Origin of the sequence: Streptomyces candidus (genome assembly GCF_014207445.1) — a bacterium.
GTDB lineage: Bacteria > Actinomycetota > Actinomycetes > Streptomycetales > Streptomycetaceae > Streptomyces > Streptomyces candidus.
This window is the reverse complement of sequence record NZ_JACHEM010000013.1, coordinates 158,683-171,494: the sequence shown is the minus strand read 5'-3', so window position 1 is coordinate 171,494 and position 12,812 is coordinate 158,683. Positions and strand designations below refer to the sequence as shown.

The following is a 12,812-nucleotide window of genomic DNA, read 5'->3' as shown; positions in this document are numbered from 1 at the left end:
TCCTCGTGCACATACGAAGGAGGCCATTGCCGGTGGATCCTCGCGGTTCCTCAGCGGCAATGGCCTCCTCGTCAGATCTGCCGCCGCCCGGCGCGTGCGCCGGGCGACTGCATCAGACCCTAGCCGGGTCTGGCGATGTTCGCGTTGCGTCGACAGGGTCCGACGTACGGACTCAGATGCCGACCTTGATGCGCGCGAAGCGCTTCAGGGTGACACCGGCCTCGTCCAGGACCTTCTGCACGGACTTCTTGTTGTCCAGCGCGTACGGCTGGCCGAGGAGGGTGGCTTCCTTGAAGAAGCCGTTGACGCGACCCTCGACGATCTTCGGGAGGGCGGCCTCGGGCTTGCCCTCGGCGCGGGTGGTCTCCTCGGCGACGCGGCGCTCCGCCTCGACGACCTCGGCCGGGACGTCGTCCTTGTCCAGGTACTTCGGCGCGAAAGCGGCGATGTGCTGGGCGATGCCACGGGCCAGGTCGGCGTCGGCCTTGTCCAGCTCGACCAGAACACCGATCTGCGGGGGCAGGTCGGGCATGGTGCGGTGCATGTACGCGGTGACGTAGGCGCCGGAGAACTGGGCGAAGCGCTCCAGGACGATCTTCTCGCCCAGGTTGGCGTTGGCCTCGTCGACATACGCCTGGACGGTCTTGCCGGCCTCGATCTCGGAGGCGAGCAGCGCGGCGATGTCGGCCGGGGAGGTGGCGGCGGCGTGCGCGGCGAGCGCGTTGGCGACGGCCTGGAACTTCTCGCCCTTGGCGACGAAGTCGGTCTCGCACTTGAGCTCGACGATGACACCGGAGGTGTTGTCGTCGGCGATCAGGGAGACGACGGCACCGTTCTCGGCCGAGCGGCCCTCGCGCTTGGCGACGCCCTTCTGGCCCTTGATACGCAGGGCTTCGACGGCCTTGTCGACGCTGCCGTCGGCCTCGTCGAGGGCCTTCTTGCAGTCCATCATGCCGGCGCCGGTGAGCTCGCGGAGCTTCTTGACGTCAGCGGCGGTGTAGTTCGCCATGAGTCTGTGAATCTCTTCTCGAAAGTCGGAGGTCGTTGATCGAGGTGATCCGCACGAGCTCGTGGCCTGCGCGATCGCCGTGATCCACGTGATCTACGGGTGAACGGCGGGGGCGGGACGCCTGGTGGCGCACCCTCCCCCGCCGTCAGTCAGCCGCTGGGGCTGGGTCAGGCCTGCTCGGCGTCCGCGGCCGGAGCCTCGGCAGCGGCCTCGGCCGGCTTCTCGGCCTCGGCGGCCGGGGCCTCGTCGGCGGCCGGAGCAGCCTCGGCGGCCGGAGCAGCGGCGTCGGCGTCGGCGTCGGCGGCCGGAGCCTCGTCAGCCTTCTTGTCGCCTTCGAGCAGGTCGCGCTCCCACTCGGCGAGGGGCTCGCCGGCGGCCTTCTCGCCCGGCTTGGAGTCGCCCGTGGCGGCACCGGAGCGGGCGATGAGGCCCTCGGCGACGGCGTCGGCGATCACGCGGGTGAGCAGGGTGACGGAGCGGATCGCGTCGTCGTTGCCCGGGATCTTGTAGTCGACCTCGTCGGGGTCGCAGTTGGTGTCGAGGATCGCGACGACCGGGATGCGGAGCTTGCGCGCCTCACCGACGGCGATGTGCTCCTTCTTGGTGTCGACGATCCAGACGGCGCTGGGAACCTTCGACATCTCGCGGATACCGCCGAGGGTCTTCTCCAGCTTGGCCTTCTCGCGCGAGAGAACCAGGAGCTCCTTCTTGGTGAGGCCCGACGCGGCCACGTCCTCGAAGTCGATGAGCTCCAGCTCCTTCAGGCGCTGGAGGCGCTTGTAGACCGTGGAGAAGTTGGTCAGCATGCCGCCGAGCCAGCGCTGGTTGACGTAGGGCATGCCCACGCGCGTCGCCTGCTCGGCGATCGCTTCCTGCGCCTGCTTCTTGGTGCCGACGAACATGATGGAACCGCCGTGGGCGACGGTCTCCTTGACGAACTCGTAGGCACGGTCGATGTACGACAGCGACTGGAGCAGGTCGATGATGTAGATGCCGTTGCGCTCCGTGAAGATGAAACGCTTCATCTTCGGGTTCCAACGACGGGTCTGGTGACCGAAGTGGACGCCGCTTTCCAGCAGCTCCCGCATCGTGACGACGGCCATGGCCGTACTCCTTGAGGTACTCGGTTATCGCTTCCGCCGGACGGCGGTCGCGCCTGACGCCCCTCGTGCTGTGCCCATGGGGACGGAATCCTTGAGGACCGAGCAGCACTGCCACTGACCGCTGAGAGAGGGTGGTGGCGGGACGTGCGAAGTCGACCCGGTGACCCGGATCGCCACCAGAAGTGTACGGGACCCGCACAGTGCCGGGTGACGGCGTTGTCCACAGCCGTCCGGCCGTCCACAGGAACGGCCCATGATCCCCGCGAACGCGCCCGTTGCGGGACCGTTTTCGGCATGTACCGACTCGTGAGCGCCGCACTGTGCGCACTGTTCCCGCTGGTCGCCGCACTGCTGTGGCAGGCGCCCCCGTCCCTCGGCGCCGACGCCCCGCGGGGGCCGGAGCGCGCCTGGCCGGTGGGGGTGCGTCCGTCCGTCGTACGGGGCTGGGAGCCGCCGCCGTCGCCGTACGCGGCCGGGCACCGCGGTGTGGACCTGGCGGCCGCGGCCGGTGCGGAGGTACGGGCGGCCGCGCCGGGCCGGGTCTCGTTCGCAGGCCGGGTGGCGGGCCGCGGGGTGCTGTCGGTCACGCTGACCGCGACCGGCGAGCCACCGCTGCGGACCACGTACGAGCCGGTGCGCGCGCTGGTGGCCGAGGGGACGGTGGTGACGGCGGGCCAGGTAGTGGCGGTGCTGGAACCGGGGGCGTATCACTGCCCGGCGACGGGCTGTCTGCACTGGGGGCTGCTGCGCGGCGCGGAGTACCTCGATCCGCTGTCGCTGCTGCCGGCCGGTCTGCTGCACCGGGGGCCGCCGCGGCTCCTGCCGGTCTTCGGCGTCCCGCCGCCGGTGCCGGGCGCGGTGTTCGTGCCGTCGCGGAAGGTCGCGGCACTCGCACCGGACGCCCTGCACGCACTGCTTCTGACCGCCGCGGCCGGTCTGGCGTACGGAACGCAGCGGCGGCTGCACGGCCCGGCGCGGCCGGAGGGAACGCGGCGCGCTCCGGGCCCGGGGCGGATACGGCGACTTCGGGCGGTCAGCCCCGGACGCCGCGCAGGGCCATGGAGACGGCGGCCTCCGTGATGACAGCCGGGTCCTCGGCGGCGCCGCCCAGCTCCGTGCGTCGCACCGCCGCGTCGACCACGCCCTGGAGCATCATCGCCACCAGGCGGGGCTGCTCGTGGCCCAGCTCCCGCAGGGCGTCGCCGATCATCGTGACGAGCCCGCCGTGCGCGGCACGGATCTTCTCGCGGGCCCCGGCGTCGAGTTCGCTCGCGGAGATGGCGACCACCGCGCGGTGACGGCGGTCGCCCACCAGCGTCAGCTGCTGGCGCACGTACGCCTCGACCTTGCCCTCGGCGGTGTCCGCGGAGGCCATCGCGGCCTCGACCTCGGCGGCCCACACGGGGAAGTCGACGGCGCACAGTTCTTCGACGACCGCACCTCTGGAACGGAAGTACTCGTAGACCGAGGAGCGGGCCAGGCCCGTGCGCTCGGCGAGGGCGGGGAAGGTCAACGCCTCCGTCCCGCCTTCGGACAGGAGGGATCGGGCAGCGTCCAGGAGGGCACTGCGCTGCATCGTCCGGTGCTCGGCCACGGAGGCCGCTCGAATCCTTGGCACGCCTCCACTGTACGGATGCGCGCCGTGGATGACGACGGGGTGCACACCCGGCAGGGACGATTCAGCGGCCGTCGGCGGGGTCTGCCTGGTCAGCGGCCGACGTCGGCGAGTTTGGCCCTGAGCTGGAGGACCGACTTGGTGTGGATCTGGCTGACCCGGCTCTCGGTGACGCCGAGCACATTGCCGATCTCGGCGAGCGTGAGGCCCTCGTAGTAGTAGAGGGTGATCACGGTCTTCTCCCGGTCGGGGAGGGTGTTGATGGAGCGGGCGAGCAGTCTGCGCAGCTCACGGTCCTCGGCGACCTCGACCGGGTTGTCCGCGCTGGTGTCCTCCAGCGTCTCCATCAGGCTCAGCCGGTCGCCGCCCTCGCCGCCGGCGTGCAGCAGCTCTTCGAGAGCGACCACGTTGGCGAGCGACAACTGGCTGAACACGGCGTGCAGTTCCTCGACCGCGATACCCATCTCGGAGGCGACCTCGCACTCGGAGGGAGTGCGGCGCAGCTTGGCCTCCAGCGTGGCGTAGGCCCGTTCGACGGCCTTGGCCTTCTGCCGGACCGAGCGCGGGATCCAGTCCAGGGCGCGCAGTTCGTCGATCATCGCGCCGCGGATACGGGTGATGGCGTACGTCTCGAACTTGATGGAGCGCTCGATGTCGAACTTCTCGATGGCGTCGATCAGTCCGAAGACGCCGGAGGACACGAAGTCGGCCTGCTCGACGTTGGCCGGGAGCCCCACGCTGACCCGGCCCGCGACGTACTTCACCAGCGGTGAGTAGTGCAGGATCAGCTGCTCCCGCAGCCGCTCGTCGCCCGTGGTCTTGTACGACCGCCACAGCTCGTCGACGGACGAGGGCGCCGGGGGCCGTACGGGGCCGCGGGCGGCGGGGGGTGCTGCCGCGCGGTCAGACCCGGAGGTGTGCTGGGGCATGCGTTGCCTTGAGCCGTTCTGCTGTGATGTGAGGGGGACGTGATGTGGTGCCCGTGCCGTGCCCGGAAGACGTGTGCCAGGCCCGGACCGGACGAAAACCTTGCGAGCGTAGCGTGACTGAAAGGTCGCGGTGCGCGAAGGATATGGGACCGCATCGTCCGGTTGACAGCCCCGGACCGTGCCCCCGCGGCCCGGTCGCCGCCGCGCACGGTTGCTCCGGTCGTGGTCCGGTACACGATTTAAGGGTCATCTTCTTCACCTTTTCACCCGGACGTCCCTGGTCAAGCACCGCCTCGCCGGGGCGGAACGCCCCGTGCCGCGCCCCGTGCCAACTGCCATCCGTCGCCGTGTCGTTCGACGAACCCCAGGGAGTGCAGTTCGTACAGCCTGGCGAGCGCCTCGTCACCGGTCGTCCCGGCCTCGCGGGCGACGCTCCGCGTGTCGGCTGCGGTACGGCCCGGCAGCGCTTCGAGCACCCGTGCGGTGACCGGGTCCAGGAGGTCACGGGGCAGTACGGGGCCGCGTCGGGCGGGTGCGAGGTCGCCGATCCCACCGACCAGTTCGACGATTTCCGCGGCGTCGGTGACCAGGACGGCCTCGCCGCGCAGCAGTTCGTGCACCCCGGCGGAGAGTCCGCTGGTCACCGGGCCCGGCACGCCCATCGTGAAGCGGCCGAGGCGCTGGGCGCCGCGTGCGGTGACCAGTGATCCGCTGCGGTACTCGGCCTCGACGACGACGGTGCCGCGGGTGAGCGCGGCGATGACCCGGTTGCGCAGGACGAACCTGCTGGGCGTCGGGTGGCTCCCGGGCGGCAACTCGCCGAGCACCAATCCCTGTTCGGCGACGCGGGAGATCAGTTCGGCATGCCCGCGGGGGTAGTTGACGTCGACCCCGCAGGCGAGGACGGCGACCGTCGCCCCGCCCGCGCCCAGCACGCCCCGGTGGGCCGCCCCGTCGACGCCGTACGCCGCGCCCGACACCACGACCCAGCCGCGTTCCGCGAGCCCCGCGCCGAGGCTCGCCGCCATGTGCGCCCCGTACGGTGTGCACGCCCGGGCTCCGACGACGGCGACGGACCGCAGCGCCCACATCCGCAGGTTCGGCGCGCCCCGCACCCAGAGCCCGACCGGCCTGGCGTCGCCGAGGTCGTCCAGCTGGCTCGGCCATTCCCCGTCGCCGGGACACACGAGGCGGGCCCCGACGGCGTCGGCCGCCGCCAGGTAGCGGGCCGGGTCGACCGCGGACGCCCGGTTGCGGTAGCCCGCGAGGCGCTTCTCGCTCGCCCCTGCCAGCGCCTCGTCCGGTCCCGGAGCGGCCGCCGTCAGCCGTCGCAGCAGCTCCACCGGTCCGTGGTCCCGCAGCCAGCGCCCGCCGGCCTCGTCCCCCGGCTCGACGATCCCGGTCAGGGCCGCCCTGGCCAGCCGCTCGGCCCCGGCCGTGCCCGCGCTCACCGCACGCCTCCGGCCACGAGGCCGCCGCGGTCCTTGATCGCCCCCCGCTCGATGCCGGTCCTCAGCTGGAGCGCCACCGCCAGGTCTGCCTCGTCGGGCCGGTCGTGCCCCCGGAGGTCGGCGACGGTCCAGGCGACGCGCAGCACCCGGTCGAAGCCGCGTGCGGTCAGCAGCCCCCGGTCCATGTCCCGTTCCGCCGCCTTGAGGGCTCCGGGCACCGGCTGCCAGCGGGTGCGCAGCTCGTGGCCCGGCACCTCGCTGTTGTTGCTCCACGGTGTCCCCTCCAGCCGGACGGCGGACCGCTCCCTGGCTCCCCGCACCCGGGCGGCGACGGCTTCGGTCCGCTCGCCGCGGCCTCCCCGGGCCGTGAGGTCCGCACGCGTCACCGCCTCCACCCGGACCCTGAGGTCGACCCGGTCGATGAGCGGCCCCGACACCCGCGCCTGGTAGCGACGGACCACCTGCGGGCCGCAGTCGCACGAGGAGTCCTTCGAGCCGTGCCTGCCGCAGGGGCAGGGATTCGCCGCCAGGACCAGCAGGAAGCGGGCCGGCAGCCGCACCACGCCCGCGCTGCGCGCCACCACCACGTGCCCCGATTCCAGCGGCTGCCGCAGCGAGTCGAGCGCCTTTCCGGCGAATTCGGGCGCTTCATCCATGAAGAGGACTCCCCGGTGGGCCAGGGACACCGCGCCCGGCCGCGGCAGCCCGTTGCCGCCACCGATGAGCGACTGCATCGTCGCCGAGTGATGCGGTGCGCAGTAGGGGGCCCTCGTCACGAGCGGTTCGCCCGGGGGCAGGATGCCCGCCACCGAGTGCACGGCGGTCACTTCGAGGGACTCCCGGCGGGTGAGCGGCGGCAGCAGGCCCGGCAGCCGCTCGGCCAGCATCGTCTTGCCGGCCCCCGGCGGGCCGTGCAGCAGCAGGTGGTGGCCTCCTGCCGCGGAGATCTCCAGGGCCTGCCGTGCCGCCTCCTGTCCTCCCACGTCCGCGAGGTCGGGCAGCGCGTCCTTGCGGCCGGGCGCCAGTCCGGTGCCCGCCCCGGCGCCGGGCACCATGAGCCCGGCCAGCATCGTGTCGGGCCGACCCTCCTCCACCGGTTCCTCGTCAGGCACCTGCTCCCCGGCGAGTACGGCGATGAGCTGGCGCAGGCTGCGTACGCCCAGTACCGAGATGCCGGGCACCAACGAGGCCTCCGCAGCGCTCTGTTCGGGTACGACCACCTGCCGGTGTCCGGCCTCGGCGGCGGCGAGCACCGCCGGCAGGACGCCCCGCACCGGTCTGACCCGGCCGTCGAGCCCGAGTTCGCCGACCAGGACCAGGTCGGCGATCTCCCTGGGGTCGATCCGCTCCGCCGCGCTCAGCACGGCGACCGCGACGGCCAGGTCGAAGCCGCTTCCGCTCTTGGGCACCGAGGCGGGGCTCAGCCCCACCGTGAGCTTCTTCTGCGGCCAGGTGACCCCAGAGTTCACCACCGCCGCCCGCACCCGGTCCTTGCTCTCCACCAGGCTCTTGTCCGGCAGTCCCACCAGCGCGAAGGCCGCGACACCGGGTTCCAGGTCGGCCTGCACCTCGACCACCACGCCCTCGACGCCGACCAGCGCCACGGAGCACGTACGTGCGAAACCCATCAGGCCACCCCCCGTGCGTGCTCCAGGACCGGGGCCCCGCGCCGGGGCAGTGTGACGCCCACGAGGTCGATCCTGGCGCCGCCCGGCGGCGGCCCGCCGTGCTCGTACAGCCAGAGCTCCGCCAGGGTGCGCAGCCGCTCGGCCTTCCTGGGCGTGACGGCTTCCATCGGGTGCTGGAAGGGTCCCGATCGCCGGGTCTTGACCTCGCAGACGACGATCGCGTCGCCGTCCCTGGCCACGATGTCGATCTCGCCCGCCCGGCAGCGCCAGTTGCGCGCCAGGACGGTCATCCCTACTTCGGCCAGCCGGCGTGCCGCCAGGTCCTCGCCGTAGCGGCCGAGGTTTCCGCGTGCGGTGCGCGGCGTGCGTTCACTCTTCGCGTTCATTCGGTTCCACCTCCGGAACCGAATGTGACGTACTCCCCGCGAGTCGGTGGATCTTGGTGGAAAACTCCGGGGTTGTGGAAAACCCGGTCGCCCGGAAGGCTCCATCGAGCGGTGCCCACAGGCCTCCGTCGGCCAGGACGCGAAGCCTCAGCCGGACGACGCCGTCCTTCAGCCGCCCGGCAGCTCCAGGTCGCTCTTGTTGAGCTCCTCCACGTTCACGTCCTTGAACGTGAGCACCCGCACCTGCTTGACGAACCTGGCGGGCCGGTACATGTCCCAGACCCAGGCGTCCGCCATGGATACTTCGAAAAACACCTCGCCCTGGACCGAGTGCACCTGCATCTCGTAGTCGTTGGTGAGGTAGAAGCGCCGTTCGGTCTCGATCACGTATTTGAACAGACCGACGACATCGCGGTACTCCCGGTAGAGCTTCAGCTCCATCTCGGTCTCGTACTTCTCGAGGTCCTCGGCGCTCATGGCATGTTCCCCTTCAGCCGTGCGTCCCCCTATTGTGCGCCAGCCCCGTACGCCCCTATGCGATTTCCGGGGCCAGGACGATCGGCGTACTCGGAGGACCCTCGTCGAGCAGCGTGCGCAGCAACTCGGCGAGCCTGGTCGGGTACACCGTCTCACGCGTCGCGGACAGTGCGGCGGAGGACCACCACCGCAGCCCCGCGACACTGCGCCGTTCCAGCTCGGTCAGCCCGGTCAGCACGGTCGCGGTCTGCCTCGTGCGCGCCAAATAGAACCATTCGTCCTGGTCCCAGCGGCGGCCGTCGAAGGGGAAAGAGCACTTCCGCTGCCACAGCACCGGTCCGAGGTCCACGTCCGTGATCCCCGTCTCCTCGGCGAGTTCGCGCAGCGCCGCCTCTGCCCACGTCTCCTCGCCCTCCAGACCGCCGCCGGGCGTGAACCACCATGTGCGGCCGGGGTCCTCGGGTTCGAAGCCGTGCAGCAGCAGGATCCGGTCCTGGGGGTCGAGCAGAACGACCCGCGCGACCCTGCGCCGCTGCCCGCCCTGGGTGCCGCACGCCCCGAGGTCCGCGGGCGGCCGCTCGGCGTCCCCGGCCCCGTTCGCCGTCGTCATGCGCGTGCCTCGCGACGCCGTCCGCCCAGCTTCGACAGGGGCCCGTAGGCCGCGCCGCCGAAGATGAGCACCACCCCGGCCACGATCGCGGTCACCACCGCCCGTACCGGCCCCGGCTCGGAGATCCCGCCGGGCATCCCCGCGAAGGTCCGTGGGCGTTCCAGCACGCCGCCGACCGGCCAGGCGACGGCGTCCACCCTGGCGGCCACCTCCGACACCGGGACCGTGCCGCGGCCGGTGTCCATGAGATGCCCCCGGGAGTCCACCGAGGTGCGGCGCCGGTCGCCCAGGAGGAAGAGCTCGCCGTCGGGCACCGTGGCGCTGAAGGGCCGGGACCCCGCGCCGTCCCGGGAGTGCAGATACGGTTCTTCGATCGACGTGCCGTTCAGGATGAGCCGGTCGTCCTTGTCGCAGCAGACGACCTTGTCGCCACCGACGCCGACCACCCGCTTCACCATCGGCATGTCCCCCCACGCCGGATCGCTGAAGACCACCACGTCCCCGCGCCGCACCGGGTCGCCGGACAGCCGCTGTGCCAGCACGCGGTCACCGGTCCCGATGGCCGGGGCCATCGAGTCCGTCGGCACGGTGTACGGCTTGTACACCACCGCTCCCCAGGCGAATCCACCGAGGAAGAGCACACAGCCGACGGCCACGGCCAGCCCCGACAGCACATCGCCGAGGCGGCCGCGGCCGTCGTCCGTACGTTCTGCTCCGCCCATTCCAGCGCACCCCCGCCTCGGAGAACACGATCCGGGACGGCACCCTACCCGGCGGTACGCCCGTCGGTCAGCCTCCGGCGGCGCCACAGCACCAGCGGCACCGCCCCTGCCAGGCCGAGCGCACCGGGCGCCACCGAGGCGGCGGCTGCGGCGGCCCCGCCCGCCAGCCCCTGCTGCTCGAAGGTGTCCGGCACGGGCAGCGTCGACCACCGGTTGATCGGCCACGCCACGACGAAGGCCCTGCCGACGACCTCGTCGGTGCTGACGAACCCCTTGGTGGTGAGTTCCTCGTGGTAGCGGGAATCCATGGAGTCCGAGCGGTTGTCGCCCATCACCCAGAGCTTGCCGTCCGGCACCTTCAGCGGCCCGAACGGGTTGTCGTTGCACGGGGCACCCTTGGGTGCGATGTACGACTTGTCGTCGAGCGCCTTGCCGTTGACCGTGACCGAGCCGCCGGCCTTGCACTCCACGGTGTCGCCGCCGACCGCCATGACCCGCTTGATCAGGTCCTTGTCTTCGGCGGACGGCATCAGGCCGATGAAGCTGAGCGCCTTCTGGAAGACGTTCGGCTCGGCCACCGCGGTGTTGGTGAGCCAGTCGCCCGGGTCGTGGAAGACGATGACCTCGCCCCGCTCCGGCTCCGCCCCGAACCACGGGGTCAGTTTGTCGACCAGTACCCGGTCGCCCTTCTGGAGCGTCTCCTGCATCGACTCCGAGGGGATCGAGAAGGCCTGCACCAGAAACGTCTTGATCAGCAGGGCGAGGACCAGCGCGATGCCGATCAGCAAAGGCAGTTCCTTCCAGAACGAGCGCGGCTTGCGCGCGGCCTTCGTCCCCTCGTCCTCGCTGCTGCCGTCGTTCCGGGGGCCGTTCTCCGCGTCGCTCACCGCTGCTTCACCGTTCTGCTGCTCCGTCGCCAGGCCCCGGGTCGTGGGCGGGGGCGCGTCGGCGCGCCGCTCGGGCTCGGGCTCCTTCTCGGGTCCGTCGTGTCCGGACCGGGCCCCGACCGCCACATCCCCCACGTCCACTCCTCATTCCGTGCCACCGCCCGCGCCCGAGAAGGCGCAGGCCCATCACTCCCATAACGAGCGGGAGTTCCCCTGGGCTCGGGAGGAGGACCTGGCGGTCCTGGGACGCCACCCTATTCGACGGTCCGGGCGCCGCAGCCGCCCCCGCTCGCGGTGCGGGGATGCGGGCGAAGGTCTCGGGGACCTCCAGCTTGCGCCAGTGCCCGATCGGCCAGGCGATGACGACGGCCCGGCCCAGAACACCCTCCTCCGCGACCGTTCCGTGGTACTTCTCGTTCAAGTGGTACCGGGAATCGGCGGAGTTCGACCGGTGGTCCCCCAAGACGAAGAGACGCCCCGGGGGCACCTCCACTTCGAAGGGGATCTTCGAGGGGCGGTCGTCCGGAAAGACGTAGGGTTCATTGAGCGGCACGCCGTTGACGGTGACCCGACCGTTCCTGTCGCAGCACTTCACGGTGTCCCCGCCGACCGCGACCACGCGCTTGATGAGGTCCTGCTCGTCCGCCGACGGCAGCAGCCCGATCCAGGTCAGCCCCTCCTTGATCTGCTTGATCCCGACCGGGTCCGGTTTTCCGGAGGCCGCCTCCTTCTCCAGCCAGCCGCCCGGGTCCCGGAAGACGACCACCTCGCCGCGCTGAGGACGCGAGCCGAACCACGGGGTCAGCTTGTCGACCAGCACGCGGTCGCCGATGCGGATCGTCTGTTCCATCGAACCGGACGGGATGACGAAGGCCTGCACCAGGAAGGTCTTCAGGACCAGCGCGATGAGCAGCGCCACACCTACGAGGACGGGTATCTCCCTGAGCGCGGACCTGCGCCGGCGCCGTTTGACCCGGCGGGCCAGTTTGCGCCGCTCGGCCCGGCCCGGCGCACTGCGCGGCTCGGTGGCTGCTCCCTCCGCCGGGGCTCCGGGCGCGGGGGGCCGGCTCCCCGTCGGCAGCGGGACGTCCTGCCCGTACGACGCGCGGGCCCGTCCACGGCTACCCACGGGGCCCGGCCGGTGGTCGTACGTCCGTCGCGTGCGTGGTGTCCGGAACGCCGTCGAAGGCGCCGGTGGGTGCCGTCGCGCCCCACCGTCCGAACGGCCACACCGTCCAGTCCGCCCTGCCGATGACGCGCTCGACAGGCACCATGCCGCCGCCGGGGCTGCCGAGGTGGTCGCGGGAGTCGCTGGAGCGGGACCGGTGGTCGCCGAGCATCCACAGCCTGCCCTGCGGTACCACGATGTCGAAGGGCACCCGGGACGGGGTGTCCCCGGGGTGGAGGTACGTCTCGTCCACGGACCGGCCGTTCACCTGGAGCCTCCCCCGCTTGTCGCAGCAGACCACCCGGTCACCGCCCACCCCCACCACCCGCTTCACGAAATCGGTCTCGGCGGGCTCCGTCAGTCCGAGCGCCGAGCCCGCCCGGCGCAGGGCCCCCGTCACCGGGTCGGCCGAGGGTTCCTCCCGTACGAACGAGCCCGTCCCGTCGAAGACCACGATGTCCCCGCGCTCCGGCACGGCCCCGAAACGGTACGCCAGCTTGTTCACGAGCACCCGGTCGCCCACGTCGAGAGCGGGCTGCATCGAGGTGCTGGGGATGAGGAAGGGCTGCATCACGAAGCCGCTGAGCAGCAGCAGGAAGGTGAGGCAGGCGGCGGTGTACAGCAGGGGGCTCCGCCACGGGGGCCGGTGGCTCTGTCCGGACATGGCGTCCTCGGTGGATTCGTCATGTCCGGACGAACGCGCGGAGCGCGACCGCTCTCCGTCCCCATTGCCGGGGTCGGGAGAGCGGTCGCGCTCCGTGTGCTGTGCTGCTTCGGTGTCCATCGGAACCCGAGCCTATCCGGCGGGTTCCGGACGCCTGGGCGCG

At 71.7% G+C, this 12,812-nt stretch carries 13 protein-coding genes and 1 pseudogene; 1 reads left to right on the top strand and 13 read right to left on the bottom strand.

Translation table 11 applies throughout. The features are described 5' to 3' along the window. Positions 1-172: 172 nt before the first annotated feature. Positions 173-1,009, bottom strand: a complete 837-nt coding sequence (gene tsf, locus HNQ79_RS24050) for a translation elongation factor Ts (protein WP_185034431.1) — start codon at positions 1,007-1,009, stop codon at positions 173-175. Between the two features lie 167 nt (positions 1,010-1,176). Next, the gene (rpsB, locus tag HNQ79_RS24045; protein ID WP_185034430.1) at positions 1,177-2,112 is read right to left on the bottom strand and encodes a 30S ribosomal protein S2; all 936 of its coding nucleotides are present in this window, start codon (positions 2,110-2,112) and stop codon (positions 1,177-1,179) included. 294 nt (positions 2,113-2,406) lie between these two features. Between rpsB and HNQ79_RS24040 the strand changes: the two are divergent. Continuing rightward, positions 2,407-2,958, top strand: a pseudogene (locus tag HNQ79_RS24040) (peptidoglycan DD-metalloendopeptidase family protein); the annotation flags it as partial. A 187-nt stretch (positions 2,959-3,145) separates the two neighbouring features. On the opposite strand, the gene HNQ79_RS24035 reads toward HNQ79_RS24040, so the two are convergent. The 11 genes from HNQ79_RS24035 to lepB (HNQ79_RS23985) form a co-directional block, all read right to left on the bottom strand. After that, positions 3,146-3,706 (bottom strand): TetR/AcrR family transcriptional regulator, encoded by a 561-nt coding sequence (locus tag HNQ79_RS24035; RefSeq protein WP_185034598.1) that lies wholly within the window; start codon positions 3,704-3,706, stop codon positions 3,146-3,148. Between the two features lie 113 nt (positions 3,707-3,819). Then, complete coding sequence (gene whiG, locus HNQ79_RS24030; RefSeq protein ID WP_185034428.1) at positions 3,820-4,656, bottom strand: RNA polymerase sigma factor WhiG; 837 nt, start codon at positions 4,654-4,656, stop codon at positions 3,820-3,822. Positions 4,657-4,937: 281 nt separating this feature from the next. Then, positions 4,938-6,107 (bottom strand): DNA-processing protein DprA, encoded by a 1,170-nt coding sequence (dprA, locus tag HNQ79_RS24025; RefSeq protein WP_229923649.1) that lies wholly within the window; start codon positions 6,105-6,107, stop codon positions 4,938-4,940. Next, positions 6,104-7,735 (bottom strand): YifB family Mg chelatase-like AAA ATPase, encoded by a 1,632-nt coding sequence (locus HNQ79_RS24020; protein WP_185034427.1) that lies wholly within the window; start codon positions 7,733-7,735, stop codon positions 6,104-6,106. Before HNQ79_RS24020 ends, dprA begins: the two co-directional genes overlap by 4 nt. Then, a complete protein-coding gene (locus HNQ79_RS24015; RefSeq protein ID WP_185034426.1) occupies positions 7,735-8,121 on the bottom strand; it encodes a YraN family protein in 387 nt (128 codons plus the stop codon). The genes HNQ79_RS24020 and HNQ79_RS24015 overlap by 1 nt, the downstream gene beginning before the upstream one ends. A 168-nt stretch (positions 8,122-8,289) precedes the next feature. Continuing rightward, the gene (locus HNQ79_RS24010; protein ID WP_185034425.1) at positions 8,290-8,598 is read right to left on the bottom strand and encodes a DUF2469 domain-containing protein; all 309 of its coding nucleotides are present in this window, start codon (positions 8,596-8,598) and stop codon (positions 8,290-8,292) included. Between the two features lie 55 nt (positions 8,599-8,653). Further along, the gene (locus HNQ79_RS24005) at positions 8,654-9,208 is read right to left on the bottom strand and encodes an NUDIX hydrolase (RefSeq protein ID WP_185034424.1); all 555 of its coding nucleotides are present in this window, start codon (positions 9,206-9,208) and stop codon (positions 8,654-8,656) included. Then, positions 9,205-9,930 (bottom strand): signal peptidase I, encoded by a 726-nt coding sequence (lepB, locus tag HNQ79_RS24000; RefSeq protein WP_185034423.1) that lies wholly within the window; start codon positions 9,928-9,930, stop codon positions 9,205-9,207. Before lepB (HNQ79_RS24000) ends, HNQ79_RS24005 begins: the two co-directional genes overlap by 4 nt. Before the next feature lie 44 nt (positions 9,931-9,974). Beyond that, positions 9,975-10,943 carry a signal peptidase I gene (gene lepB, locus HNQ79_RS23995; RefSeq protein ID WP_185034594.1) on the bottom strand — a complete coding sequence of 323 codons (969 nt, stop codon included), beginning with the start codon at positions 10,941-10,943 and terminating at the stop codon, positions 9,975-9,977. After that, positions 10,825-11,946, bottom strand: a complete 1,122-nt coding sequence (lepB, locus tag HNQ79_RS23990) for a signal peptidase I (protein WP_185034422.1) — start codon at positions 11,944-11,946, stop codon at positions 10,825-10,827. Before lepB (HNQ79_RS23990) ends, lepB (HNQ79_RS23995) begins: the two co-directional genes overlap by 119 nt. After that, positions 11,939-12,769: a signal peptidase I gene (gene lepB, locus HNQ79_RS23985; RefSeq protein ID WP_185034420.1), complete on the bottom strand. Its 831-nt coding sequence runs from the start codon at positions 12,767-12,769 to the stop codon at positions 11,939-11,941. The genes lepB (HNQ79_RS23990) and lepB (HNQ79_RS23985) overlap by 8 nt, the downstream gene beginning before the upstream one ends. Between the last annotated feature and the right edge of the window lie 43 nt (positions 12,770-12,812).